Consider the following 25,180-nt stretch of genomic DNA (forward strand, 5'->3'; position numbering starts at 1 on the left):
GCATGACCACTTCGGATTTCCTTCACGGCCCGTTCCCCGACCCGATCGACCCGCCTGAGGGGTTCGATCCGGAAGGCCCGTCGCGTTTCTTCAACCGCGAATTGTCCTGGATCGCCTTCAATTGGCGCGTGCTGGAAGAGGCGTCGAACCCCAAGGTTCCGCTGCTCGAACGGGTGCGGTTCCTGTCGATTTCGGCCACCAATCTGGACGAATTCTATACCGTCCGCGTGGCCGGCCTGCGCGAACTGCACCGGGCGGGGAATACCAACCCCTCGACCGACGGCAAGACGCCCTATGAACAACTGACCCAGATCAACGATCAGGCGCGGCGCCTGATGCAGACGCAGCAGGAAACCTATCAGGAACTGCGCGGCCTTCTGGAAGCCGAGAACATGTTCATCCTCGAACGCAGCGCCCTGACCGAGGCCGACCGCGCGTTTCTGGATGAATATTTCCTCGCCAATGTCTTTCCCATGCTGTCGCCGCTGGCTATCGACCCGGCGCATCCCTTCCCCTTCATTCCCAACACGGGCTTCTGTCTGGCGCTGACGATCCGGCGCAAGGCCGACGGGCTGAAACGCAGCGCATTGCTGCCCGTGCCGCAGCAGATCGACCGCTTCATCCGCCTGCCTGCCGAGGGGCTCGCCTTTCGCTTCCTGCCGCTGGAAGAGCTGTTGCTCGACCAGCTCGAATCGCTGTTTCCAGGTTACGAGGCGCTCAACCATTGCGGCTTCCGCGTGCTGCGCGATTCGGACATGGAGGTCGAGGAGGAAGCCGAGGATCTGGTCCGCGAATTCGAAGTCGCGCTCAAGCGCCGACGCCGCGGCGAAGTCGTGCGCATGAAGCTGACAGGCGGCGCCGAGCCGTCGGTGCGCAAGCTGATCATGGAAGAGCTGAACGTCGCCGCCGACGAGGTGGTCGAGGTCGACGGCCTTCTGGGCATGGCCGATATCAAGGAACTGGTCATCGACGAGCGGCGCGACCTGCAATGGGCGCCCTTCAGCCCGCGCATCCCCGAGCGCGTGCAGGACCATAACGGCGACATGTTCGCGGCGATCCGCCAGAAGGACATGCTGCTGCACCATCCCTACGAGACCTTCGACACAGTGGTGCGCTTTCTCAAGCAGGCGGCGAACGATCCCGATGTGCTGGCGATCAAGCAGACGCTTTACCGCACCTCGCGCGACAGCCCGATCGTCGACGCCTTGTGCGAGGCCGCCGAGGCCGGAAAATCCGTCACCGCCTTTGTCGAGCTGAAAGCGCGCTTCGACGAAGCCGCCAATATCCGCCAGTCGCGCAGGCTGGAACGCGCGGGCGCGCATGTCGTCTACGGGTTCATCCAGTACAAGACGCACGCCAAGATCTCGGCTGTGGTTCGGCGCGAAGGCGACAAGCTGGTCACCTATACCCATTGGGGCACCGGGAACTATCACCCGATCACCGCACGGATCTATACCGACCTGAGCCTTTTCACCTGCGAAGAGCCGCTGGGGCGCGACGCGGCGCGGGTGTTCAACTACCTGTCGGGCTATGCCCAGCCCAACGCGCTGGAAAATCTGGCGATTTCGCCGATCTCGCTGAAGGACCGGCTGATCGAGCTGATCGCGCGCGAAGCCGATCACGCGCGCGCCGGGCGTCCGGCGCAGATCTGGGCGAAAATGAACTCGATCGTCGATTCCGACGTGATCGACGCGCTGTATGCCGCCGGTCAGGCGGGCGTGAAGATCAGCCTGATCGTGCGCGGGATCTGCGGGCTGCGGCCCGGCATTCGCGGCTTTTCCGAGAATATCCGTGTCAAATCCATCGTCGGGCGGTTCCTCGAGCATTCGCGCATCGTCTGTTTCGGCTCGGGCAATGGCCTGCCGTCGGAACCCGTTCGGGTCTTCATGTCCTCGGCCGACTGGATGGGGCGCAACCTGATGCGGCGCGTCGAGACTTTGGTTGAGATCAAGAACCCCACCGTGCGCGCGCAGATCGTGCGCCAGATCATGGCCGCCAATCTCTATGACGAGGCGCAGACATGGGTTCTCGACGGGATGGGCACCTTTACCCGCGCCAATTCGGACGATCCCGACAAGCCGATGTTCAGCTGCCATAAGTTCTTCATGGAAAACCCGTCTCTTTCGGGCCGGGGTTCGGCCGGGGCGACGGATGTGCCGGAATTGACGCATACCGATATCTGAACGCCCCGTTGCGACCGGCGCTGCCATCGAAACGCCACGCTTGGCGGCAACAAGCCGCCAAGACGTTGACCTTTCGCGGTTGCGAAGACTAGATGACACCTGCCCGACGATGATCGAGGAGACGGCCATGCCCGCCGACCGCGAAACCATGCTCCCTGATGGCAAAGCCGCCCCCGAAGCGGCCCCTCCCGCGAGCGATCCCGAAACCGGGGCGCAGTCAGGAACCGAGAGGGCACCGGTAAAGACGGCGGCAGCAACCCCCAAGACCGATACCTCTGACACGACCGGCGTGCCGCCCGCACTGACCCCCGTGCGCGGCTATTTCGGCGGCACACCGCTTTTCGACGACGACCAGATGCGCGCGCTCGACCGGGTGGGTGTCATCGACGTGGGTTCGAACTCGATCCGCATGGTGGTGTTCGACGGCGCCGCCCGCTCGCCTGCCTATTTCTTCAACGAAAAGGTTCTGTGCGGGCTCGGGCGCGATCTGGCACAGACCGGGCGGCTGTATCCCGAGGGCCGCGCCCGGGCCCTCGCCGCGATCAAGCGCTTCGGCTGCCTTGCGCGGGACATGAACCTGACCAGCCTGACCATGGTCGCCACCGCCGCCGTGCGCGAGGCCGAGGATGGCGAGAGCTTCAAGGAAGAGGTCGAGACCGAGACCGGCATCGAGATGCTGATCATCCCCGGCACCGAGGAAGCGCGGCTGTCGGCACAGGGCGTGCTTCTGGGCTGGCCCGGCGCGCGGGGTCTGGTCTGCGATATCGGCGGCTCGTCTATGGAACTGGCCGAGGTCGGCGACAACAGCGTCGGGCGCCGCGTCAGCTCGACGCTGGGCCCGTTCAGGCTGCAGCAGATCAAGGGCGGCAAGAAGGGCCTGAAGACCCACATCACCGAGACGCTCAAAGAGCTGCGCGAACAGGTCGGCAGCGACCACAAGGCGCTGTATCTGGTGGGCGGCTCATGGCGGGCGCTGGCGCGGCTCGACATGGAGCGGCGCGGCTATCCGCTGACCGTGCTGCACGAATACGAGATGACGCCCAAGTCGATCCGCAAGACCATCGACTGGCTGGAAACGCAGGATCTCAAGACGCTGCGCAACCGGACCGGAATTTCGCCCGAGCGGATCACGCTGGTGCCGCTGGCAACGGTGGTGCTGCGCCAGATCCTGAACGTGTTCCGCCCGCGCGACATCTACATTTCCAGCTATGGCATCCGCGAGGGCGTGCTGTTCGAACAGATGCCCGATGTGCTGCGCGCGCGCGACCCGCTGATCGAAGCCTGCCGCCATCTGGAAACCACCAGCGCTCGGATGCCGGGCTTCGGGCGTCAGCTGTTCGATTTCCTGATGCCGCTTTACAAGAACGTCCCCGGCGAGCGGCTTCGTCTGATCAAGGCCGCCTGCCTGCTGCATGACGTGAACTGGCGCGCGCACCCCGATTACCGGGCGGAAAGCTGTTTTGACACCGCCACCCGCGCCAATCTGGGCGGTCTGGACCACAAGGGCCGGGTCTATCTGGGTCTGGCGCTGATGAACCGCTACAAGTCACCGGGTGCAGACAGCCGCATCACCCCGCTTCTGAAGCTGCTGACGGACGAGGAAATCCGCCACGCGATCATGCTGGGCCGGGCGATGCGCTTTGGGGCGATGTTCTCGCTGGCGGGGCCGCAGGCTGCGGGCGAGCTGCGCTATTTCCCCAAGAAAAAGGTGCTCGAACTGATCCTGCAGCCCGAGCGCAAATCCCTGTTCGGCGAAGTCGCGGCCTCGCGCTTCGCGGCGCTGGCGAAGCATCTGGGCGTGACGACCACCTACCGGGTCGGGCGGGCTCAGAGTTCGAGTGTATCGCCGGGTTCGGCCCCCTCGTCGGTCTCGGCGTCACTCTCGGCGTCGTCTTCGGGCACGGCCTCCGGCTCCTGATCGTCTCGGCGGCGGATCAGGATATCGCCGTTGGGCAGACGTTCGGGCGCGTGCCAGCCTGACAGGTCGCCCAGCATCTCGGACAGATCCGACAGCCACGGATCCACCGTGCCCATCATATCGTCGAACAACCCGCGCAGCCGGTTGGCCGTGTCGTTATCGCTGTCCTGCGCCAGCGCGGGCATCGCCGACGCCGCCAACAGCGCGCCAAGCAGGGCGGGTTTGACGGGAAATTTCTGCATTCCGGACCTCACGGATAGGGCTCAGAGACCTGTCTGGCCGGGTGGGATTTCGGGCACAGGCCGCCCGACAGGCTGTCACGGGTCAACACCTGCACCAAGACGCCCGCCGGTGCAAAGCCCGTTCAGGCGGCGCGACAAAGCCAAGCATAGCCGGGTTGGTTCCGTCTGAACAATGCCAACCGCGTGACCTTCGCCGGACCGCACGATTGGCTTGGCTACCGCAAATCAGGCCGCGTGCCGCTGCTGGACCTCTTCCCAGGCGTTGTTCAGCGCCTTGAGCCGTTCCTCGGCCAGCGTCACGGCTTCGTCCGGCACGCCGCGCGCGCGCAGCGCATCGGGATGCGCCTCGCGCACCATGCGGCGGAAAGCGCGCCGCGCCTCGTCAAGCGAGGCATCGGGCGGCAATTCCAGAAGCTCGTAGGGATCGGGCGCCGCGCTGGGAACAAGGCGCGCATAGATCGAGCGGTAACACCCCTGCCCCAGCCCGAAAATATTGGCCACTTCCTGCAGAAAGGCTTCCTCGGCCGGGTGCATGTCGCCATCGGCCAGCGCGACGTGAAACAGCCCGTCCAGCAGATCGCGCAACACCGGGTCACCGGCCGGAAACAGCGCGGCAATCTTGCGCGCATAGGCGTCGAACCCCGCCACGTCCTGCCGCGCAAGGTTGAAGACGCGCGCGGCGTGTTTCTCATCCTCGGGCGGGATGGTGAAGACCGAGCGGAACATCGTCACCTCGTCACGCGTGACGATTCCATCGGCCTTGGCAAGCTTCGCGCCGAGAGCAATCACGCCGATGGTAAAGGCAATCGTCCGCTCGGGCCGCTGGCGCAGCCGGTCGAACACCACGCTCAGGGGTTCGCCTGTGCGCAGCGCTTCGATTGCATCGGTGATCCGTGACCAGAGTGACATAAGCCCAGTTTACGCGCGGGTCGTTAATTTGAACATGCGACAGTCACAACAATTTCGGCATCTGCACAAGATCCGGTCGGCGGCCAAATTTGTGATCGGTCTGCGGCATCCGGCCGCGCCAGTCTGCGCTGAAACCTGACGACCGCGCGCCTTACTCCAGCACGCGGGGCCCGTCGGGCGTGTCGAATTCGGCACGGATCCCCGGCGCGCCGGTGTCGAACCGCAGGCGCGGATCGTCGATCAGCGGCTCGAGCGCGCGTGCAAGGTCCTGCGGGCGCGGATGGCGCAGCACCAGCCTGGTCAGCCGCACGCCGCGATCGGGCAGACGCTCGGACGGATGCGGCACGCCCTCGCCCCATTCGATGACGGCGGGCGAAATCCCGTCGAAGGGCTGCAGCCCGCTATCGGGCACCGCGAATCGCCATGTCAGGGCGTTGCGGCGAAACAACATCGGCTCACCGCTGCCGAAGGGGGCGATCTTCAGCGCGTCTTCGAGGTCGGGCGCTTGCACGATCCAGCTTTGCGGGCGCGGCGGCCCGGAGAAATCGTCCAGCGCGAACCAGCGGGGCCGACCGGGCGGCGTGCCCTCGGGGTCGATGGCGATCAGCTCGAAATACTCGCCCGGCCCCAGCGACAGAAGCCGGTTATGCGTGCCCATCTGCTCATGCGCGCCACCGGGTTCAAGCGGCACGCCCAGTGCCTGCTCGACAGCGGCGGCGCCTTCTTCGAGCGTGGCGGCGGCAAAGGCGAGGTGGTCGAAGAGGGCCATGAAATTCCGTTTGTTATCCGTCAGATCCAGAGGGCCAGCGCCCAGAGCGCGGCCACGATTGTGGGGTAGAAACTGGCTGCAAATCCAAGCCCGCGCAAGGGGGGCGACAGGTGATAGCCGATCCAGAACACCAGCCGGAAGACGGCAAAGGACAGGCCCAGCCACACCAGCAGCCCCCATCCCAGCACCCAGCCCGCGAAGGGCCAGAGCGCGAGCGCCAGCACCATCTGCTCGGTCGTGTTGGTCAGCACGCGCTGGTCGATCTCGGCCGGCGAGGCCGATGCGAACGCATCGCCATCAATGATCGCGTCGTCGAAAAACCGCCGCTGCGCAAGCCGCCCGATCATCGCCATCATCGTCAGCCCGCCGGGCAGGAACCCCAGCACCAGCGCATCGGGAAAAGCCCCTGCGCCGCGCCCCAGCCAGACAAGCGTGATCGCCCAGACCAGACCCAGAGCCATCGAGGCGGCGATGATGCGGCGTTTGGCGGTCATGATCGGCTCCTGCGGGTGGATCCGGCCCGCTGCGGGGCCTGAAATCAGAAAGGGGCGGCACCCTCCAGCGCCGCCCCTCATCGGCCCGTCACCCCTCCCCGGGGCCGGGCCGGGTATTCGCTCAGCGACGCGCCTGACGGATCAGTTCAAGGATATCGCGCGCGGCGGCGGGGATATTGGTGCCCGGGCCGAAGATCGCCTTCACACCGGCGGCTTTGAGGAAATCGTAATCCTGCTGCGGGATCACGCCGCCGCAAATCACAAGGATATCGCCGGCCCCCTGCTCTTTCAGCGCTTCGATCAGTTTCGGCGCAAGGGTCTTGTGACCCGCCGCCTGCGAGCTGATGCCGATGACATGGACATCGTTATCGACCGCGTCCTGCGCGGCTTCCTCGGGCGTCTGGAACAGGGGGCCCACATCGACGTCGAAGCCGATATCGGCAAAGGCCGTGGCGATCACCTTGGCGCCCCGGTCGTGACCGTCCTGCCCCATCTTGACCACCAGCATCCGCGGGCGGCGGCCTTCTTCCTCGGCAAAGGTCTCGACATCCTTCTGGATCTGCGCGAAGCCCGCATCGCCCTCATAGGCCGCGCCATAGACCCCGGCGAGGGTCTTCACCTCGGCCCGGTGGCGGCCGAATACCTTTTCCATCGCCATGCTGATCTCTCCCACGCTGGCGCGTGCGCGCGCCGCCTCGACCGCAGCTTCCAGAAGGTTGCCGCCTTCCTTCGCGCGTTTCTCGAGCTCGGCGAGTGCGGCGGTGCAGGCCGCCTCGTCGCGGGTCTCGCGGATCTTCTGCAGCCGCGCGACCTGCCCTTCGCGGACCTTGACGTTGTCGATATCGAGAATGTCGATCGGGTCTTCCTTGTCGCGGCGATACTTGTTGACGCCGACGATCACCTCTTCGCCCCGGTCGATCTGTGCCTGACGCCGGGCGGCGGATTCCTCGATGCGGAGCTTGGGCATCCCCGAGGCCACAGCCTTGGTCATGCCTCCCAGTTCTTCAACTTCTTCGATCAGTTTCCACGCCGCGTCGGCCAGGTCCGCTGTCAGTTTTTCAACATAGTACGAGCCCGCCAGCGGATCGACGACCTTCGTCACGCCGGTCTCTTCCTGCAAGATCAGCTGGGTGTTGCGGGCGATGCGCGCGCTGAACTCGGTGGGCAGCGCGATGGCTTCATCGAGCGCGTTGGTATGCAGCGACTGCGTGCCGCCCAGAGCCGCCGCCAGCGCCTCGTAGGCGGTGCGCACGACGTTGTTGTAAGGGTCCTGCTCCTGCAGCGAGACGCCCGAGGTCTGGCAATGGGTGCGCAGCATCAGGCTGCCGGGTTTCTTGGGCTCGAATTCCGACATGATGCGGTGCCACAGCAGCCGCGCGGCGCGCAGCTTGGCGGCTTCCATGAAGAAATTCATGCCGATGGCGAAGAAGAACGACAGCCGACCCGCGAAACGGTCGACATCCATGCCGCGCGCGATCGCCGCGCGGACATATTCGCGCCCATCGGCAAGGGTGAAGGCCAGCTCCTGCACAAGGTTCGCCCCGGCTTCCTGCATGTGGTAGCCGGAAATCGAGATCGAGTTGAACTTCGGCATCTCGTTCGACGTGTATTCGATGATATCCGCGATGATCCGCATCGAAGGCTCGGGCGGATAGACATAGGTGTTGCGGACCATGAACTCCTTGAGGATGTCGTTCTGGATCGTGCCCGAAAGAAGCGAGCGGTCGACGCCCTGCTCTTCGCCCGCGACAATGAAATTGGCGAGGATCGGGATCACCGCGCCGTTCATCGTCATCGAGACCGATACCTTTTCCAGCGGAATGCCGTCGAACAGGATCTTCATATCCTCGACGCTGTCGATGGCCACGCCCGCCTTGCCGACATCGCCGACCACGCGCGGATGGTCGCTGTCATAGCCCCGGTGCGTCGCAAGGTCGAAAGCGACCGAGACGCCCTGTTGCCCGGCGGCCAGCGCCTTGCGGTAGAAGCCGTTCGATTCCTCGGCAGTCGAGAAGCCGGCATATTGCCGGATCGTCCACGGACGGCCCGCATACATCGTCGCGCGCGGCCCACGGGTGAAGGGCGCCAGCCCCGGCATGGACCCCAGATGCTCGAGCCCGTCGATATCGGCCTCGGTGTAAAGCGGCTTGATATCGATGCCTTCCAGCGTGTGCCAGGTCAGGTCCTCGGGGCTGCGGCCCTTCAGTTCCTTCGACGCCAGCTTTTCCCATTCGGCCTTGTTGTCGGTCTCGGACATGCTGCGTTCCTCCAATGCGTCAGACCGCGGCGGCGCTGTGCCGCAACGAAATCTGCGTGTTCACGGGTGCAATCCGGCGGGGATTGCCTATATCTGGGGCGAATGGAGACCCATTGCCCATGAAATTCCTGTTGCCAGCGACCGTGCTGACCCTTGGCCTTGCGGTGGCCTTTGCCGTGGCTTTTCCCCCGAGATCGCAGGCACAGGACGTGTCTGAGGCCGTGCCACTGGAAAGCGCCGAAGCGCCGATGGCCGGGCTGGTCATTCTGGATGCGGCGGATGTCGAGCTTGAGCAATTCCTGTGGGAGCAGCGGATCGTCGCGGTGCTGGCCGACAGCCCCAACGACCCTGCCTTCCAGCGCCAGATGCGCGAGATCGCGGAATTGCCGCAGGATCTGGTGACGCGCGACGTGATCGTCATCGTCGATACCGACCGCCGGTCCGACAGCCCGCTGCGCCTGCGGCTCAGGCCGCGCGGCTTCATGCTGGCGATCATCGGTAAGGATGGCGAGATCAAGCAGCGCCGCCCCGCCCCCCGCTCGGTGCGCGAGATTTCGGCCAATATCGACCGCTTCCCGCTCAGACGGCAGGAGATGCTGGAACGGATGCCCTCGGGCCGCTGAACACGGCCGACAGGCCCCTGCTCCGTCGTCCTGGGACACGGCCCCGGGACGACAGGAGTATTTTCGGCAAAGTGAAAGGGCAGCGCGCGCATCGCGGTTAACGCATCCTTACTCGAATTCCATGATCACGTCGTCGACCATGAGCGAGCCACCGACCTCGGCATTGATCGACTTGACCACGCCTTTCTTCTCGGCGCGCAGGATGTTTTCCATCTTCATCGCCTCGACGGTGCACAGAGCCTGACCTTCGAAAACCTCGTCGCCCTCGGCCACCGACAGTTTCACCATCAGGCCAGGCATCGGGCAGAGCAGCATTTTCGAGGTGTCGGGCGGCAGTTTCTCGGGCATGAGCCGGGCCAGTTCCGCCTGACGCGGGCTGCGCACATAGGCTTTCAGATCGGCGCCGCGCAGACGCAGGCGGTAGCCGCCGCTGAGGCGTCCGACCTTCAGCACCACAGGCTCGCCATCGACCAGAAGCCGCGCCAGCGACTGGCCCGGGGTCCAGTCGGATTCGACCCGCATCGCCGCGCCATCGGCGAAGGCCACGGTCGCGCCGCCGCGATCGGCCTGAACGGCGACCGGGTATTCCTGCCCCTGCACCACCACGACCCAGTCGTCGCCGACCTTGCGCTCATGGTTGTCCATGCGCCCTGACACGCGGCTGCGCCGGATCTCGGCCACGCGGTTCATCGCCGCCGCTGCCGCCGCGACCTTGCGCAGCATCGGATCGGGCAGGCTGACGCCATCGAAACCTTCGGGGAATTCCTCGGCGATGAAGGCGGTGGTGATGTCGCCCGAGACGAATTTCGGGTGGTCCATCACCGCCGCGCAGAACGGCAGGTTATGGCCGATGCCTTCGACCTCGAACGTATCGAGAGCGAGGCGCATTTCCTCGATCGCCGCGTCGCGGGTCTGCCCCCAGGTGCAGAGCTTGGCGATCATCGGGTCGTAATACATCGAAATTTCGCCGCCCTCATAAACGCCGGTATCGTTGCGCACGATGCCGCCGCCCTGCGTCGGGCCTTCAACCGGGGGCCGGTAGCGGGTCAAGCGACCGATCGAGGGCAGGAAGTTGCGATAGGGATCCTCGGCATAGAGGCGGCTTTCCATCGCCCAGCCGTTGATCGTCAGGTCTTCCTGCTTGAAAGGCAGTGCCTCGCCATTGGCCACGCGGATCATCTGCTCGACCAGATCGACGCCGGTGATCAGCTCGGTAACCGGGTGTTCCACCTGCAGGCGGGTGTTCATCTCGAGAAAGTAGAAATTCTTGCCGCCATCGACGATGAATTCCACCGTGCCGGCGCTGGTATAGCCCACGGCCTTGGCCAGCGCGACGGCCTGCTCGCCCATTGCCTTGCGCGTCTCGGGGTCGAGGAAGGACGACGGCGCCTCTTCGATGACCTTCTGGTTGCGGCGCTGGATCGAGCATTCGCGCTCGTGCAGATAGACGCAATTGCCGTGCTTGTCGGCCAGCACCTGAATCTCGATATGCCGCGGTTGCGTCACGAATTTCTCGATGAAGATCCGGTCGTCGCCGAAGCTGTTGGCGGCCTCGCTCTTGGACGAATCGAAACCTTCGCGCGCCTCATCGTCATTCCAGGCGATGCGCATCCCCTTGCCGCCGCCGCCGGCCGAGGCCTTGATCATCACCGGATAGCCGATCTCGCCCGAGATCTTTACCGCTTCTTCGGCATCGGCAATCAGCCCCATATAGCCGGGCACGGTGCTGACGCCCGCTTCCTGCGCGATCTTCTTCGAGGTGATCTTGTCGCCCATCGACTCGATCGCGCCCGAAGGCGGGCCGATGAACGCCACGCCTTCGGCCTCGAGCGCCTCAGCGAACTTCATGTTTTCGCTAAGAAATCCGTATCCCGGATGCACCGCCTCGGCGCCGGTCTTGCGGATCGCCTCCATCACCTTGTCGATGACGATGTAGGATTGGTTGGCGGGGGGCGGACCGATATGCACGGCCTCGTCGGCCATCTGCACATGCAGCGCGTTGCGGTCGGCATCGGAATAGATCGCGACGGTCTGGATACCCATCTTGCGAGCCGACTTGATGACCCGGCAGGCGATTTCGCCACGGTTGGCGATCAGAATCTTCTTGAACATGGTCACTCCCCCTGCCCCGTCGGGGCCTCAGAATACGGATGTGCGGCGATGGCTGTCATGCGTCGTCCTCATCCCAATCGCTGTCGTCCTCGTCGCTGATCTCGGCGTCCCAGAAGACGTCGGGATAGGACAGGCGCGCGCGCCGGACATCGATGCGCAAAAGCGCCTCGTAGCTGCGGGGATCGAACGGGTCCTCGGCGGCGACCACTTCGCGGCCGAAAAGCCACGACAGGCGCCCGGCATCGAGATTGCCGCGCTCGAAAGGCTCGTCGCCGAAATGCTCCCAGAGCGCGGCGATGAAGGCTTCGTCGGCGCGGCGGTCGGGCGTGCGCCGGTCCTTGAAGCGCTCGCGCGCGACAAGCGGCGTGGCGCCTTCCTTGACGTTGGCGCGGCGGATCGTGAACTGGAAATCGGTGCCGGGCAGACGCCCGGGAAAGCCGCGATGCTTCAGCATGGGAGACCTCCCAGCGGCGCGCGGCAAGACGCGGGCGAGACCAGAAACAGCCCCGCCCGGCGCGACGTCATGGCGATGCGGAAAAGATCAGCCGTATTTCGGGTCGACAGGTTCCACGTAGATCGGCGCGGGTGCCGGCTGCGGGTCGACGGGGACGTATTCATCCTGGTGGTGGCTCGAGAAGTGGCTGCAGCCACCCAGCACGGCCAGACCAAGAACGGCGACAACGGCGCCGATCGGGGCTTTGGACATTGATTGCTCCTGCTCTCTGCGCGATCCGGTCGACGGGCAAACCCGATACGCCGAATGCTCTTTATCACGCAATCCACAGCGGATGCGCTGAGGGCGAGCATATCCCAAGAGATGGGCCAAATCCAGTTTTTGTGTTCAAACATGGGGGCTTGCAAGGCGTTCTGTGGTTTTGCCGCATCGACGGGCGTTGCGGCGGTGTCAAGAAATCAACATCTAGCGGCCGACAGGGGCCAAGCCTCAGATGCTGGGGGAGCGTCCCGCCCTTACAGCGGGATGTTGTCGTGCTTCTTCCACGGATTGGACAGCTTCTTGCCGCGCAGGCTGGCAAAGGCGCGGGCCACCCGGCGCCGGGTCGAGCGCGGCTGGATCACCTCGTCGATGAAGCCCTTCTCGGCGGCGACGAACGGATTCGCGAAACGGTCCTCGTAATCCTTGGTGCGTGCGGCGATCTTGTCCTTGTCGGCCAGCTCGCTGCGATAGAGGATCTCGACCGCGCCCTTGGCGCCCATCACCGCGATCTCGGCGGTGGGCCAGGCATAGTTGAAATCGCCACGCAGGTGCTTCGACGCCATCACGTCATAGGCGCCGCCATAGGCCTTGCGGGTGATGACGGTGACCTTCGGCACCGTCGCCTCGCCATAGGCGAACAGCAGCTTGGCGCCATGCTTGATGACGCCGCCATATTCCTGCCCCGTCCCTGGCAGGAAGCCGGGCACGTCGACGAGGGTCAGGATCGGGATTTCGAAGGCGTCGCAGAAGCGCACGAAACGCGCGGCCTTGCGCGAGCTGTCGATATCCAGACACCCCGCCAGCACCATCGGCTGGTTGGCGACCACGCCGACTGTCTGGCCTTCGATCCGTACGAAGCCGGTGATGATGTTCTTCGCGAAATCCTGCTGGATCTCGTAGAAATCACCCTCATCCGCGACTTTGTGGATCAGCTCCTTCATGTCGTAGGGCGTGTTGGGATTGTCGGGGATCAGCGTATCGAGGCTGTCTTCGATCCGGCCCGGCTCGTCGAAGAAGGGACGCACCGGCGGCTTCTCGCGGTTGTTGAGCGGAAGGAAGTCCACCAGCCTGCGGACCTCGATCAGGGCTTCGACATCGTTCTCAAAGGCCCCGTCCGCGACCGAGGATTTCTTGGTATGGGTCGAGGCCCCGCCCAGTTCTTCGGCGGTGACGATCTCGTTGGTGACGGTCTTGACCACATCGGGGCCGGTCACGAACATGTAGGACGAATCGCGCACCATGAAGATGAAGTCGGTCATCGCCGGCGAATAGACCGCGCCGCCCGCGCAGGGGCCCATGATGACCGAGATCTGCGGCACCACGCCCGAGGCCATGATGTTGCGCTGGAACACGTCGGCATAGCCCGCGAGCGAGGCCACACCTTCCTGGATCCGCGCACCGCCCGAATCGTTCAGGCCGATCACCGGCGCGCCGTTCTGGATGGCCATGTCCATGATCTTGCAGATCTTCTGCGCATGGGTTTCAGAAAGCGAACCGCCGAAGACGGTGAAATCCTGACTGAAGACATAGACCATGCGGCCATTGATCGTGCCCCAGCCGGTCACGACGCCGTCGCCATAGGGGCGATCCTGCTCCATGCCGAAATCGGTGCAGCGATGGGCGACGAAGGTGTCGAATTCCTCGAACGAGCCTTCATCAAGCAGCAGTTCCAGCCGTTCGCGGGCGGTCAGCTTGCCCTTGGCGTGCTGCGAATCGATGCGCCGCTGCCCCCCTCCCAGGCGAGCTTGCGCGCGGCGGGTCTCGAGCTCTTGCAGGATATCTTTCATCGACGCCTCCTCGGATTTGGCGGCAATCTACGGGTGCAGGGAGCGCAAAGAAAGCAAAAACAAGAAAATTTGCAAAGACATTGCCAAGCGCCCAGTGCGAATTGCAAACTCGCAAATACTCCCGCGAAAGCTGAGCGGAACGAGCCTGCCGCTATGTGCCGCTAACGCGCCCCCCGGCCCGGCGCGCGACGCTATCCGTCTGAAACGCGCGAAAGCGCGTCAGCGTATCTGGACACTCCCCGCGCGCAACTCTACACTTGTAAAATGAATGGTATGACGCCCCGGTTTCTCGACCGCACAACCCCCCCGCATTTGGCCACGCTGATCCTCATTTCGGGGGTTTCGGCCCTGTCGATGAACGTGTTCCTGCCATCGCTGCCGAACATGGCCGAGTATTTCGACGCCGAATACCGTGTGCTGCAATTGTCGGTCTCGGTCTATCTGGGCTTCAGCGCGCTTTTGCAGATCCTGATCGGCCCGCTGTCGGACCGTTTCGGGCGCCGTAATATCCTGCTGGGATCGCTCGCGATCTTCGTGCTCGCCTCGATCGGCACGCTGGTGGCGCCCAATGCCACGACCTTCCTGATCTTCCGCATGTTGCAGGCCGCCGTCGCGACCGGCATGGCGTTGAGCCGCGCCATCGTGCGCGACATGGTCGACGAGGAACGTGCGGCCTCGATGATCGCCTATGTCACGCTGGGCATGTCCATCGTGCCGATGATCGGGCCGGTGATCGGCGGCGCGCTGGACGAGGTCTTCGGCTGGAAAGCCAGTTTCGCGCTGCTGACGGCTCTCGGCATCCTTGTTCTGTGGCTGGTCTATACAGATCTGGGCGAAACAATGGAGCGCAAGCCCACGAGCTTCCGTGCCCAGATCGCCGATTACCCGGAATTGCTGACCTCGCCCCGGTTCTGGGGCTACGTGCTGTCGACCGCATTCGCGTCGGGCGTGTTCTTTGCCTATCTCGGTGGCGCGCCCTTCGTCGGCACCGTGCTTTACGGTTTGGAGCCCAGCGAACTGGGCCTGTTCTTCAGCGCGGCGGGGCTGGGCTACGGGCTGGGCAATTACCTGTCGGGCCGCTTCACGATGCGCGCTGGCCTGAACAAGATGATCATCTACGGCAACGTCATGATGGGCCTCGGCATGGTGCTGCAGATCCTTGCGGCAGCGACCGGGATCGGCGGGGCTGCGGGCTTTTTCTCGCCCTTCCTGATCATCGGCATCGGCAACGGGCTGATCCTGCCCAATTCCAATGCCGGGATGCTGTCGGTGCGGCCTGCATTGGCGGGCACGGCGGCGGGACTGGGCGGGGCCTTCATGATCGGCGGCGGGGCGCTTTTGTCGGCCCTCGCCGGCGCGTGGCTGACCGAGGAAACAGGCGCCTGGCCGCTGATCGCGATCATGACCGCATCAACGCTCGGCTCGTTCCTGTCGATCCTGCTGGTGATCCGCCGCGCCAAGAAGCTGGGCCTGTAGGCGGCACCGCCGAGGATACAGGGAACGCTTGGCAGGAAGGGTTTGCAAAGCTAGTCTGCGGACTTGCAAACCCTTGGGCGAGGCGGAAACCAGATGGCTGTGCAGAAACTTTACGCCGGGGCGAAGCTGCGCGAGATTCGCCTGCGGATGGAACTGACGCAGAAAGAATTCGCCGCCCGGCTCGGCGTGTCGCTGCCCTATCTCAACCAGATGGAAAACAACAACCGGCCGGTTTCGACCGCGGTGGTTCTGGCCCTTGCGCGGGAATTCGGGACCGATGTCACCGAGCTGTCGACCGGCGACAGCGAACGCATGGTGACCGATCTGCGCGAGGCTCTCGCCGATCCGGTCTTCCCCGCCCCGGCCCCGAGCGCCGCCGATCTGCGGCTGGTTGCCTCCAACGCGCCGGGCGTGGCGCGCGCGCTGCTGGCGCTGCACCGGGCCTATCGCCAGACGCATGAGCGGCTGGCCTCGCTGGACGAGGCGCTGGGGCGCGAGGACCGCGTGCTCAGGGCCTCGCCCTGGGAGGAAGTGCGCGATTTCTTCCATTATTGCGACAATTACATCGACGCCGTCGACCGCGCGGCCGAGCATTTCGCCAGCGGGCCCGACACGCTGGACGCCAAGATCGCGCGCCTGCTCGAACGGCGCGGCGTGGTGACACAGGCGACCGACGGGCCGATCCTGCGCAGCTACGACCCGCAGCGCCGGGTGCTGATGCTGTCGGACAAGGCCAGCGGTGCGACGAAGCGCTTCCAGATGCTGCACCAGCTGGCCCTGCTGACCCAGAACGACCTGCTGGAAGCGACGCTGGATCTGGCGCGCTTCCAGTCGGACGAGGCCCGCAGCATCGCCAAGATCGGGCTGGCCAATTACTTCGCCGGGGCGGCCCTGCTGCCCTACCGCACGTTTCTCGCCGCCGCGCAGGAAAGCCGCCACGATCTGGAGATCCTCGCCGACCGCTTTGGCGCGTCGATCGAACAGATCGCGCACCGGCTTTCGACCCTGCAGCGGCCCGGTGCCAAAGGTGTGCCGTTCTGGTTCGTGCGGGTCGATCAGGCCGGGACAATCACCAAGCGCCACTCGGCCACGCGGCTGCAATTCGCCCGTTACGGGGGCGCCTGTCCGCTTTGGAACGTGCACCGGGCTTTCGAGACGCCGGGCCGGTTCTTGCGGCAGCTGGCCGAGACGCCGGACGGGGTGAGGTATTTCTCGCTGGCGCGGGACGTGTCGAAATCGGGCGGATCATTCCGCGCGCCGGTCCGGCGCTATGCCATCGGGCTGGGCTGCGAGATCCGCCACGCCGAGGCACTGACCTATGCCGACGATATGGACCTGACCAATCCGCAGGCGTTCGAGCCAATCGGCATTTCCTGCCGCATCTGCGCGCGCCCCGATTGCCACCAGCGCTCGGTCCCGCCGCTGGAACAGGAACTGCGCGTCGATCACGACATGCGCGGCATCCTGCCCTATGCCATTGCCGGGCCGCAGCAAAGCTGACAGCCAGAACGACAAGCACGAAACGAAACAGGCCGCCTCGAACAGAGGCGGCCCCGGGTCCCAACCCTTACAGCAGCGTCAGACGGCGTCGCGCAGCTTCGCGGCAATTTCGTCTTTCAGGGCAAGCCGCTTCTTGCGAAGGGCGGTCTCGTGCTCTTCCGACATCGGTTCGACATTGGTTTCGGCACGGTGAATATCGTCATTCACCTGCTGATATTCCTCAGCGATCTTCGCGAAATGCGAATCGGTGCCTTTGAGCGCCTGAATCTTGTCGGCATCGGCCGGGAATTCCTGGGCCAGTCCGTGGGGCGTGTTCGACATCGTTCTCTCCGTCTTGCTGTCCCGATCAGATTAGCGCTCCCGAACCCGCGCGCCTTTGATCTGGATCATAAGCTGAGCGCGTGATGTAGAATTACCGGCACGACGATTTCTTCCTCGTCCTCGAGATGCCGGTCAAGAAAGGTCTCGAACGGTGTCAGCGCCTCTTCAAGCCGCGCCGCCGTCTCGCGCGGGGGTTCGTTCTTGCTGATCGCCTGCAGCACGGCATTGGTGCGGTCGGCCAGCCCACGGATATGCGCGTCCAGCATGTGATGGTCGGCATCGAGCAGCTCAAACCCGTGCTCGAGCCGCGGCTCGGCGCGCGCAAGCATCGGGAAATAATGGTGATCTTCGATCTGATGGTGGCCGTGCAGATCGTTGAGCAGCCCCCCGGCGATCTGGATCAGCGCGCGGGGGTCGGGCTCGGCGTCCTGCTCGACGATCGAGCGCGCGCGGGCCTGTAGCATCGGCAGCATCTTTCGGAAGGCCAGATGCCGCTCAAGCCAGAAACGCGTGAGGCCGTCGAAATTGGCGTGTCCCTGCCAGCTGTCGCGGGGGTATTCGGCCACCAGCACGCGCAGCGCATCCGGCAGGGCGCTTCGGTGTTCGAGGTCTTCGAATTCGCTCACATCGTTCCTTTCCGCGCGCTCTCAGCGCTGCGCCGGACGCCAACCGGCGGCCTGCGCCTGTTCTTCGGTGCAAAACCACTGCTCGCCGCGCGTGGTGTCGATCCGGGTGCGTTCGTAATCGCGCTGCCCCGGCAGGTGATAGATCTGTCCGCTGGACGAGATATTGCCCTTGATCGCACAGTCAACGCGCGGCGGGGTCTGGGCGGGCGTTTCGGCCTGCCTGTCGGCGCGCTGTCTGGCGCGATACTCGGCGGGGCGGGTGACATAGCGGCCGCCATGTTGCCAGATGCCGCGCCCGGTGCTGTGCGCCGCGCGTTCATCGCGGATATAGGCGTGTGAATAGCGGCGATAGGCCAGCGCGGCCCCGCCGCGGACCATTTCCGCGCCCAGATCGCCCTGCCCCGCGCGGCACCGCGCGACAAGCCGGTCGTAGCGGTCCTGAAGATCGCCTGCGCAGATCACCTCGCGCCCGGCGATGAGCGCGACCATATGGTCCCGCGACCACGCCCCGCAGGCCCAGTCTTCGCCCGGCCCTTCGCAGCGTTGGTCGAGTTCGGGCGCGTCGATGCCTTCGATCCGCACGGTGATACCGGCAACATCCAGCGTGTCGCCGTCGATCACCCGCGCGGCACCCCGCACATCGGCCTGTGCAGCGCCGGCGAGTATGAGGACGAAAAGTGAACAAATCCTTAACATGGCCCGGGTGTAGCCGCAGCGGAGTCGCGGGGCAAGGCAAGGATTTGTTAACGCTTAACGCTGCGCCGTGGCCCAGTCGGGATTGAGCCAGGGCTCAAGATTTGACGCCGGAAGCGGGTCTTTGCCCAAGATATGGTCAGCCATCTTCTCGCCGGTCATGATCGACGGGCCGTTCAGGTTGCCATTGGTGATGCGCGGAAAGACCGAGCTGTCGGCGACGCGCAGCCCCTCGACACCGATCACCCGCCCCTGCCCGTCGACCACCGCGTCGGGGTCGTCGCGCCGCCCCATCCGGGCGGTGCCACAGGGGTGATAGGCCGATTCGGCGTGTTCCCGGATGAAAGCGTCCAGCTCATCATCCGATTGTATTGCGGCACCCGGCTGGATCTCGTGCTTGACGAATTTCGCCATCGCGGGCTGGCCGACGATTTCGCGCGTCAGACGGATCGCGGTGCGGAACTCGGTCCAGTCGTCGGGATGGCTCATATAGTTGAAGCGGATCACCGGGTTGTCGGCGGGATCGGTCGAGCGCAGCCGCACCGTGCCGCGCGATTTCGAGCGCATCGGGCCGACATGGGTCTGGAACCCGTGCCCCTCGGCCACCGCCTGCCCGTCATAGCGCACGGCGATGGGCAGGAAATGGTACTGGATATCGGGATAGTCGATCCCTGCCGCCGAGCGGATGAAGCCGCAGCTTTCGAACTGGTTCGACGCGCCCGGCCCGGTCTTCGACAGCAACCACTTGGCGCCGACATAGGCCTTGCCCCACAGGTTCCAGTACCGAAACAGGCTGATCGGATCGATCGTGGCGAATTGCAGGTACAGTTCCAGATGGTCCTGCAGGTTCGAGCCGACGCCGGGACGGTCTGCGATCACCTCGATCCCGTGTTCGCGCAGATGCCCGGCGGGGCCGATGCCCGACAGCATCAGGATCTTCGGCGTGTTGAGCGACGAAGCCGCCAGCACCACCTCGCGCCCCGCCGTCAGGATGCGCCCGTCGCTCATCACCACGCCGGTGGCGCGACCGTTCTCGATATGCACGCGCGCGGCAAGGCCCCGCTCGACGCGCACGCGCCCGGTGCGGATCGCGGGTTTGAGATAGGCCTTGGCGGCGGACCAGCGCTGGCCCTTGAAGATCGTCGCCTCCATGGCGCCGAAGCCTTCCTGTTGCTGGCCGTTATAGTCGCGCGTGACCGGATATCCCGCCTGCTGGCCCGCTTCGATAAAGGCGTTGAAAAGCGGGTTCTCGCGCGCGCCGCGGCTGATATGCAGCGGGCCGTCATGGCCGCGCCAATCCTCGCCGCCACCGGCATCGGCCCCGCCATGCCAGCTTTCCATGCGCTTGAAATAGGGCAGGACATCGGAAAAGCCCCAGCCCTCGGCGCCCTGCTCTTCCCAATGGTCGTAGTCCTTGGCGTGGCCGCGCACATAGACCATGCCGTTGATCGAGGACGACCCGCCGATCACCTTGCCGCGCGGGGTAACGAGACGCCGCCCGCCCAGCCCCGGCTCCGGTTCCGAGGACATGCCCCAGTCGTAGCGCTTCATATTCATCGGATAGGACAGCGCGCCGGGCATGTTGATGAACGGACCGGCATCGCTGCCGCCGAATTCGATCACCACGACCGAATGCCCCGCCTCGGCCAGCCTATAGGCCACGGCCGAGCCGCCGGACCCGGCGCCGACGATGATGTAATCCGCGTTCATGCTCTGAGCCTTAATAAGGGGCGTCGACGGGGTTCACGCCGACATAGACGGACTTGATTTCGGTATAGTGTTCGAGCGCGGCATGGCCGTTCTCGCGCCCCACGCCCGACAGTTTCGAGCCGCCGAACGGCGCCTCGACAGGGGTGAGGTTATAGGCGTTGATCCAGCAAGTGCCCGCTTGCAGCTTGGCCGCCACGCGATGCGCGCGGGCAAGATCGGCGGTGAAGACGCCCGCCGCCAGCCCGAACTCGGTGCCATTGGCGCGGGCGATGACCTCGTCCTCGGTCTCGAAATCGAGAACCGCCATGACGGGGCCGAAGATTTCTTCCCGCGCGATGACCATATCGTCACTGACATCGGCGAAAACGGTGGGACGCAGGTAGTTGCCCGGCCCCTCGATCCGCGCGCCTCCGGTTAAGAGGGTCGCCCCTTCGGCCTTCCCCTGCGCGATATAGCCCATGACCTTGCCCAGCTGATCGGCGGTGATCATCGGCCCCATCTGCGTGGCCTCATTCATCGGGTCACCGATGACGATGGCCTCGGTGCGTTCCCTAAGTCGGCTGAGGAACCGCTCTTTCAGGCCCTTCTGCACGAAGACCCGCGTCCCGTTCGAGCAGATCTGCCCGGTGGAATAGAAATTCCCCAGCATCGCCGCGCCGATCGCGTCTTCCAGACTGGCATCGTCGAAGATGACCAGAGGCGACTTGCCGCCCAGCTCCATCGTGACGTGGCGAATGCCCTCGGCGGCGGCGGCATAGACCTTGCGGCCCGTGGGCACCGAGCCCGTCAGCGAGACCTTGGCGACGCGGCTGTCGGTCACCAGCGCGGCCCCGACCCCGCCGCGCCCCTGCACGACGTTGAACAGGCCCTTGGGCGCGCCCGCTTCGATCAGGATCTCGGCCAGTTTCAGCGCGCAAAGCGGCGTCACGTCCGAGGGTTTGAAGACCATCGCATTGCCAAAGGCCAGCGCCGGCGCGGCTTTCCAGCAGGCGATCTGGGTTGGGTAGTTCCACGCGCCGATGCCCACGCAGACGCCCAGCGGTTCGCGCGTGGTGTAGACGAAATCACCGCCGCCGACGGGGATTGTCTGGCCCGTCACGGTGGCCGCGAAACCGGCGAAATATTCCAGCGCATCGGCGCCTGACGTCGCATCCGCGACCAGCGTTTCCTGCAGCGGCTTGCCGGTATCGAGCGTTTCCAGTTCGCTGAGCTCGCGGTTGCGCGCGCGAAGGATCCCGGCGGCCTTGTGCAGCACGCGCCCGCGTTCGACCGGGCGCAAGGCGGCCCATTCGACCTGCGCGCGCTGCGCGGCGTCTAGCGCCCGGTCGATCAGCTCGGGCGTAGCCTCGTGCAGGGTGGCGATCACCTCGCCCGTCGCGGCGTAGCGACATTCGATCGGCGCGCCGGACGTGTCCTCGACATAAGCGCCGTCGATGAAATGGCTGGCTGTCGGCTGCGCGCGCATCAGTGCCCCCCCTGCAAGGCAAGGGCGAGATAGGCTTCGACCCGCGCCGCGGCGGCGGGGCCATCGGGCGTGTCCGAACCAAGGGCCGCGTGCAGATAGGCGCCGTCGATCATCTCGGCCAGCGAATGCGCCACCGGCACCGCGCCTGCCCCCAGCAGCGGCCGCAGCGCGTGGGTCAGGTTCGACACGATTCGCCGCTGATAAATGTTCAGAAGACGCCGCACTTCGGTCTGGGTCTGCGCAAGCACGTAGAAATTCAGCCATGCCGCGACGACCTCGCGGCGGAAATTGGTGCCGGTAAACGACACCCGGATGATTGCCTTGGCGCGCGCCTCGGGGGTTTCGACGGCAACCAGCGCGCCGCGAATCTCGGCCCCGTAGGTCGTCAGCACATGACGCATCGCGGCGAGGAACATCGCCTCTTTCGAGCCGAAATAGTGATGCGCCAGCGCCGAGGACATGCCTGCGCGCTTGGCGATCCGGCTGACTGTCACCTCGAGCGTGCCGACGTTTCCGATCTCGGCGATTGTGGCCTTGATCAGCGAGGCGCGTCGTATAGGCTCCATCCCAATCTTGGGCATCGTTCATCCCTTCCAACCGGTCCGGACATTGCCCGAAACCGCAAACTTTGTTGATTCCGTGCTAGACCATGGTTTATTGATCAGTCAATCAACAAAAAAGACCAACAGGAGAGACCCATGTCTTTGTCCCGATTGAGCCTGACCACTGCCGCGCTGACGCTGGCCGCCGCGCCGGCCTTTGCCGATTGTGGCACCGTGCGCTTTTCGGATGTCGGCTGGACCGACATCACCGCCACCACGGCGGTCGCCACGACGATTCTCGACGCGCTGGGTTACGAGACCGAAACGCTGGTCCTGTCGGTGCCGGTGACCTACACCTCGATGGCCAATGGCGATATCGACGTGTTCCTCGGCAACTGGATGCCGACGATGGAAGCCGACATCGCCCCCTATCGTGACGCGGGCACCGTCGACACCGTGCGCATGAACCTGACGGGCGCCAAGTACACGCTGGCCACCAATGCCGCCGGCGCCGCGCTGGGGATCAGCAGCTTCGGCGACATCGCCGCCCATGCCGATGAGCTCAACAGCCAGATCTACGGCATCGAGCCGGGCAATGACGGCAACCGCCTGATCCTCGACATGATCGAGGCGAATGCGTTCGACCTGCAGGGCTTCGAAGTCGTCGAAAGCTCGGAACAGGGGATGCTGTCGCAGGTTCAGCGCTCGGATCGGCGCGACGAGCCGGTCGTGTTCCTCGGCTGGGAACCCCACCCGATGAACGCCAATTTCGACCTTACCTATCTTGAGGGTGGCGACGACTACTTCGGCCCCAATTTCGGCGGCGCCGAGGTCTATACCAACACCCGCGCGGGCTATGTCGAGGAATGCGCCAATGTCGGCGCGCTGCTCAATAATCTCGAATTCACGCTGGCGATGGAAAACGAGATCATGGGCGCGATCCTGAATGACGGCACCGCGCCAGAAGAGGCCGCCCGCGCTTGGCTCGCGGCCCATCCCGAGGTGCTCGAGCCGTGGCTGAACGGCGTGATGACGGTCGATGGCGGCGACGCGATGAGCGCCGTGAACGAAGCCCTCGAAGGCTAAACCCGGTCACCCCGGCCCGCCCCCAGCGGGCCGGGGTTTCCCTTTCAGCGGAACACAAATGTCAGACCCGATTTCCGACGCCATTACCGGGGCCAAGATCCCCGTAGGCCGCGTCGTCGCCGATGCCTTCACCTGGGTTCAGGACAATTTCTGGCCCTTCTTCGACGCCGTCGAACTGGGCCTGCGCAGCATCATCGACACGCTGGCGAGCGGCCTGATGACGCCGCATCCGCTGATCATCGTGGCGATTTTCGCGGCCATCACCTTTCTTCTGCAACGCAACTGGATCGCCGTCGCGCTGGTCGCGGGCTGTGCGCTGTTCGCGTGGAATCAGGGCTATTGGGAAGAAACGATGGAGACCCTGACGCTGGTGCTAGGGTCGTGCGCGGTCTGCATGGCGGTCGGCGTGCCGATGGGCATCTTCAGCGCGCATCACCCGCGTTTCTATCGGGGCCTGACGCCGATTCTGGACCTGATGCAGACGCTGCCTACCTTCGTTTACCTGATCCCGGTTCTGGTGCTGTTCGGGCTGGGCATGGTGCCGGGCCTTGTGGCCACGGTGATCTTCGCCATGCCCGCCGCGATCCGCCTGACCGAGCTGGGCATCCGCTCGACGCCCACCGCCCTCTCCGAGGCCGCGACCTCGTTCGGGGCGACCAACATGCAGCGGATCTTCAAGGTCGAGCTGCCCTATGCCTTTCCGCAGATCATGGCGGGGCTCAACCAGACGATCATGCTGTCGCTGTCGATGGTGGTCATCGCCGGGCTCGTCGGAGCGCCGGGGCTGGGTGTCCCGGTCGTGCGCGCGCTGAACACGGTGAATGCGGCGCTGGGCTTCGAATCGGGCGCGGTGATCGTCGCCGTCGCCATCATGCTGGACCGGATGCTGCGCGTAGAGGTAAAATCGTGACCGAGACCGAACAGACCCAGACCACTGACCCCCAAGCGGAAACCGATACCGCCTCCAAATCGCCGCAGACCTGCGTCAGCTTCCAGCATGTGTCGATCGTGTTCGGCGACAATCCGTGGCGCGCGATCCCCTTGATGGAAACCGGGCAGTCGCGCTCGGACATCCAGAAAGAGACCGGTCAGGTGTTGGGCGTCCACGATTGCACGCTCGACGTGGCCGAGGGCGAGATCCTTGTGCTGATGGGCCTTTCGGGCTCGGGCAAATCAACGCTTCTGCGCGCGGTGAACGGGCTCAACCCGATCGTGCAGGGCGACGTTCTGGTGCGCTCAGGCGACACGATGGTGTCGGTTCCCAAGGCCTCGAAGGGGACGTTGCGCAAGCTGCGCATGAACTCGGTGGCGATGGTCTTTCAGCAATTCGGCCTGCTGCCGTGGCGGAGCGTGCGCGAAAACGTCGGCCTTGGGCTGGAACTGGCGGGGATGAGCCGCGCCAAAAAGGCCAAGCGCGTGGACGAACAGCTTGAACTGGTGGGCTTGTCGCAATGGGCCACGCGCAAGGTGGGCGAATTGTCGGGCGGCATGCAGCAGCGCGTGGGGCTTGCCCGCGCCTTTGCCACCGATGCGCCGATCCTGCTGATGGACGAGCCCTTCTCGGCGCTCGACCCGCTCATTCGCACGCGGCTTCAGGACGAGCTTCTGGACCTGCAACAGCGCCTGAAACGCACGATCGTTTTCGTCAGCCACGATCTGGACGAGGCGTTCAAACTGGGCAACCGCATCGCCATCATGGAGGGCGGGCGCATCATTCAATGCGGCACCCCGTCCGAGATCTACACCAACCCG

23 protein-coding genes are annotated in these 25,180 nt (G+C 64.9%); 8 read left to right on the top strand and 15 right to left on the bottom strand.

All coding sequences use genetic code 11. The annotated features are described in order from the left end of the window. Positions 1-2: 2 nt before the first annotated feature. Both JI664_RS02200 and JI664_RS02205 read left to right on the top strand, forming a co-directional pair. Positions 3-2,183: an RNA degradosome polyphosphate kinase gene (locus JI664_RS02200; protein WP_207012052.1), complete on the top strand. Its 2,181-nt coding sequence runs from the start codon at positions 3-5 to the stop codon at positions 2,181-2,183. 355 nt (positions 2,184-2,538) lie between these two features. After that, positions 2,539-4,101, top strand: a complete 1,563-nt coding sequence (locus JI664_RS02205) for a Ppx/GppA family phosphatase (protein WP_207012109.1) — start codon at positions 2,539-2,541, stop codon at positions 4,099-4,101. On the opposite strand, the gene JI664_RS02210 is transcribed toward JI664_RS02205, so the two are convergent. The 5 genes from JI664_RS02210 to scpA form a co-directional block, all read right to left on the bottom strand. Further along, a complete protein-coding gene (locus JI664_RS02210) occupies positions 4,011-4,343 on the bottom strand; it encodes a hypothetical protein (RefSeq protein ID WP_207012053.1) in 333 nt (110 codons plus the stop codon). The genes JI664_RS02205 and JI664_RS02210 overlap by 91 nt on opposite strands. 225 nt (positions 4,344-4,568) lie before the next feature. Further along, the gene (locus JI664_RS02215; protein WP_207012054.1) at positions 4,569-5,252 is read right to left on the bottom strand and encodes a TerB family tellurite resistance protein; all 684 of its coding nucleotides are present in this window, start codon (positions 5,250-5,252) and stop codon (positions 4,569-4,571) included. Positions 5,253-5,403: 151 nt separating this feature from the next. Continuing rightward, positions 5,404-6,021 (bottom strand): VOC family protein, encoded by a 618-nt coding sequence (locus tag JI664_RS02220; protein ID WP_207012055.1) that lies wholly within the window; start codon positions 6,019-6,021, stop codon positions 5,404-5,406. A gap of 20 nt (positions 6,022-6,041) precedes the next feature. Next, the gene (locus JI664_RS02225) at positions 6,042-6,515 is read right to left on the bottom strand and encodes an MAPEG family protein (RefSeq protein ID WP_207012056.1); all 474 of its coding nucleotides are present in this window, start codon (positions 6,513-6,515) and stop codon (positions 6,042-6,044) included. A 121-nt stretch (positions 6,516-6,636) separates the two neighbouring features. Further along, complete coding sequence (gene scpA / locus JI664_RS02230; RefSeq protein WP_207012057.1) at positions 6,637-8,772, bottom strand: methylmalonyl-CoA mutase; 2,136 nt, start codon at positions 8,770-8,772, stop codon at positions 6,637-6,639. A 119-nt stretch (positions 8,773-8,891) separates the two neighbouring features. Here scpA and JI664_RS02235 point away from each other — a divergent pair, with 119 nt between their 5' ends. Next, positions 8,892-9,395 carry a DUF4174 domain-containing protein gene (locus tag JI664_RS02235; protein ID WP_207012058.1) on the top strand — a complete coding sequence of 168 codons (504 nt, stop codon included), beginning with the start codon at positions 8,892-8,894 and terminating at the stop codon, positions 9,393-9,395. A 108-nt stretch (positions 9,396-9,503) separates the two neighbouring features. Here JI664_RS02235 and JI664_RS02240 read toward each other — a convergent pair whose 3' ends face one another. The 4 genes from JI664_RS02240 to JI664_RS02255 all read right to left on the bottom strand — a co-directional run bounded on the left by JI664_RS02240 (position 9,504) and on the right by JI664_RS02255 (position 14,009). Beyond that, positions 9,504-11,507, bottom strand: coding sequence for an acetyl-CoA carboxylase biotin carboxylase subunit (locus JI664_RS02240; protein ID WP_207012059.1), 2,004 nt, complete (start codon positions 11,505-11,507; stop codon positions 9,504-9,506). 55 nt (positions 11,508-11,562) lie between these two features. Further along, positions 11,563-11,961: a hypothetical protein gene (locus JI664_RS02245; RefSeq protein WP_207012060.1), complete on the bottom strand. Its 399-nt coding sequence runs from the start codon at positions 11,959-11,961 to the stop codon at positions 11,563-11,565. Positions 11,962-12,048: 87 nt separating this feature from the next. Continuing rightward, the gene (locus tag JI664_RS02250) at positions 12,049-12,213 is read right to left on the bottom strand and encodes a hypothetical protein (protein WP_207012061.1); all 165 of its coding nucleotides are present in this window, start codon (positions 12,211-12,213) and stop codon (positions 12,049-12,051) included. Positions 12,214-12,476: 263 nt separating this feature from the next. Beyond that, positions 12,477-14,009 carry an acyl-CoA carboxylase subunit beta gene (locus JI664_RS02255; RefSeq protein WP_207012062.1) on the bottom strand — a complete coding sequence of 511 codons (1,533 nt, stop codon included), beginning with the start codon at positions 14,007-14,009 and terminating at the stop codon, positions 12,477-12,479. Between the two features lie 273 nt (positions 14,010-14,282). Between JI664_RS02255 and JI664_RS02260 the strand changes: the two genes are divergently transcribed. Both JI664_RS02260 and JI664_RS02265 read left to right on the top strand, forming a co-directional pair. Then, a complete protein-coding gene (locus tag JI664_RS02260; RefSeq protein ID WP_286173768.1) occupies positions 14,283-15,485 on the top strand; it encodes a multidrug effflux MFS transporter in 1,203 nt (400 codons plus the stop codon). A 93-nt stretch (positions 15,486-15,578) separates the two neighbouring features. Beyond that, positions 15,579-16,985, top strand: a complete 1,407-nt coding sequence (locus JI664_RS02265; protein ID WP_207012064.1) for a helix-turn-helix domain-containing protein — start codon at positions 15,579-15,581, stop codon at positions 16,983-16,985. Positions 16,986-17,063: 78 nt separating this feature from the next. Here JI664_RS02265 and JI664_RS02270 read toward each other — a convergent pair whose 3' ends face one another. From JI664_RS02270 to betI, 6 genes are all read right to left on the bottom strand, one after another. Then, positions 17,064-17,306, bottom strand: coding sequence for a YdcH family protein (locus JI664_RS02270; protein WP_207012065.1), 243 nt, complete (start codon positions 17,304-17,306; stop codon positions 17,064-17,066). Positions 17,307-17,371: 65 nt separating this feature from the next. Further along, positions 17,372-17,932 carry a hemerythrin domain-containing protein gene (locus JI664_RS02275; RefSeq protein ID WP_207012066.1) on the bottom strand — a complete coding sequence of 187 codons (561 nt, stop codon included), beginning with the start codon at positions 17,930-17,932 and terminating at the stop codon, positions 17,372-17,374. 21 nt (positions 17,933-17,953) lie between these two features. Then, positions 17,954-18,571, bottom strand: a complete 618-nt coding sequence (locus tag JI664_RS02280) for a thermonuclease family protein (protein WP_349768673.1) — start codon at positions 18,569-18,571, stop codon at positions 17,954-17,956. A gap of 111 nt (positions 18,572-18,682) precedes the next feature. Then, entirely contained in the window at positions 18,683-20,335 is a 1,653-nt protein-coding gene (betA, locus tag JI664_RS02285; protein WP_207012068.1) for a choline dehydrogenase, read from the bottom strand. Between the two features lie 10 nt (positions 20,336-20,345). Continuing rightward, entirely contained in the window at positions 20,346-21,800 is a 1,455-nt protein-coding gene (betB, locus tag JI664_RS02290; RefSeq protein ID WP_207012069.1) for a betaine-aldehyde dehydrogenase, read from the bottom strand. Then, the gene (gene betI, locus JI664_RS02295; RefSeq protein WP_207012070.1) at positions 21,800-22,381 is read right to left on the bottom strand and encodes a transcriptional regulator BetI; all 582 of its coding nucleotides are present in this window, start codon (positions 22,379-22,381) and stop codon (positions 21,800-21,802) included. The genes betB and betI overlap by 1 nt, the downstream gene beginning before the upstream one ends. Positions 22,382-22,498: 117 nt before the next feature. On the opposite strand from betI, the gene JI664_RS02300 reads away from it, so the two are divergent. The 3 genes from JI664_RS02300 to JI664_RS02310 all read left to right on the top strand — a co-directional run. Beyond that, on the top strand, positions 22,499-23,428 hold the full coding sequence (locus tag JI664_RS02300; RefSeq protein WP_207012071.1) for a choline ABC transporter substrate-binding protein: 930 nt from the start codon (positions 22,499-22,501) through the stop codon (positions 23,426-23,428). Between the two features lie 58 nt (positions 23,429-23,486). After that, positions 23,487-24,338: a choline ABC transporter permease subunit gene (gene choW, locus JI664_RS02305; RefSeq protein ID WP_207012072.1), complete on the top strand. Its 852-nt coding sequence runs from the start codon at positions 23,487-23,489 to the stop codon at positions 24,336-24,338. 89 nt (positions 24,339-24,427) lie between these two features. After that, the coding region (locus JI664_RS02310) for a quaternary amine ABC transporter ATP-binding protein (RefSeq protein ID WP_349768674.1) at positions 24,428-25,180 on the top strand (753 nt) is incomplete at its 3' end.

Source organism: Rhodobacter sp. NTK016B (assembly GCF_017303295.1).
Classification (GTDB): domain Bacteria; phylum Pseudomonadota; class Alphaproteobacteria; order Rhodobacterales; family Rhodobacteraceae; genus Pararhodobacter.

Excerpts from the sequence above, each read along its gene's own strand:
- JI664_RS02250 (WP_207012061.1), bottom strand. The coding sequence starts at position 12,213 with ATGTCCAAAGCCCCGATCGGCGCCGTTGTCGCCGTTCTTGGTCTGGCC.
- scpA (WP_207012057.1), bottom strand. The coding sequence starts at position 8,772 with ATGTCCGAGACCGACAACAAGGCCGAATGGGAAAAGCTGGCGTCGAAG.
- betB (WP_207012069.1), bottom strand. The coding sequence starts at position 21,800 with ATGCGCGCGCAGCCGACAGCCAGCCATTTCATCGACGGCGCTTATGTC.
- JI664_RS02240 (WP_207012059.1), bottom strand. The coding sequence starts at position 11,507 with ATGTTCAAGAAGATTCTGATCGCCAACCGTGGCGAAATCGCCTGCCGG.
- JI664_RS02235 (WP_207012058.1), top strand. The coding sequence starts at position 8,892 with ATGAAATTCCTGTTGCCAGCGACCGTGCTGACCCTTGGCCTTGCGGTG.
- JI664_RS02255 (WP_207012062.1), bottom strand. The coding sequence starts at position 14,009 with ATGAAAGATATCCTGCAAGAGCTCGAGACCCGCCGCGCGCAAGCTCGC.
- betI (WP_207012070.1), bottom strand. The coding sequence starts at position 22,381 with ATGCCCAAGATTGGGATGGAGCCTATACGACGCGCCTCGCTGATCAAG.
- JI664_RS02225 (WP_207012056.1), bottom strand. The coding sequence starts at position 6,515 with ATGACCGCCAAACGCCGCATCATCGCCGCCTCGATGGCTCTGGGTCTG.
- choW (WP_207012072.1), top strand. The coding sequence starts at position 23,487 with ATGTCAGACCCGATTTCCGACGCCATTACCGGGGCCAAGATCCCCGTA.
- JI664_RS02220 (WP_207012055.1), bottom strand. The coding sequence starts at position 6,021 with ATGGCCCTCTTCGACCACCTCGCCTTTGCCGCCGCCACGCTCGAAGAA.
- JI664_RS02270 (WP_207012065.1), bottom strand. The coding sequence starts at position 17,306 with ATGTCGAACACGCCCCACGGACTGGCCCAGGAATTCCCGGCCGATGCC.
- JI664_RS02265 (WP_207012064.1), top strand. The coding sequence starts at position 15,579 with ATGGCTGTGCAGAAACTTTACGCCGGGGCGAAGCTGCGCGAGATTCGC.
- JI664_RS02215 (WP_207012054.1), bottom strand. The coding sequence starts at position 5,252 with ATGTCACTCTGGTCACGGATCACCGATGCAATCGAAGCGCTGCGCACA.
- JI664_RS02245 (WP_207012060.1), bottom strand. The coding sequence starts at position 11,961 with ATGCTGAAGCATCGCGGCTTTCCCGGGCGTCTGCCCGGCACCGATTTC.
- JI664_RS02200 (WP_207012052.1), top strand. The coding sequence starts at position 3 with ATGACCACTTCGGATTTCCTTCACGGCCCGTTCCCCGACCCGATCGAC.
- JI664_RS02205 (WP_207012109.1), top strand. The coding sequence starts at position 2,539 with ATGCGCGCGCTCGACCGGGTGGGTGTCATCGACGTGGGTTCGAACTCG.
- betA (WP_207012068.1), bottom strand. The coding sequence starts at position 20,335 with ATGAACGCGGATTACATCATCGTCGGCGCCGGGTCCGGCGGCTCGGCC.
- JI664_RS02260 (WP_286173768.1), top strand. The coding sequence starts at position 14,283 with ATGACGCCCCGGTTTCTCGACCGCACAACCCCCCCGCATTTGGCCACG.
- JI664_RS02210 (WP_207012053.1), bottom strand. The coding sequence starts at position 4,343 with ATGCAGAAATTTCCCGTCAAACCCGCCCTGCTTGGCGCGCTGTTGGCG.
- JI664_RS02300 (WP_207012071.1), top strand. The coding sequence starts at position 22,499 with ATGTCTTTGTCCCGATTGAGCCTGACCACTGCCGCGCTGACGCTGGCC.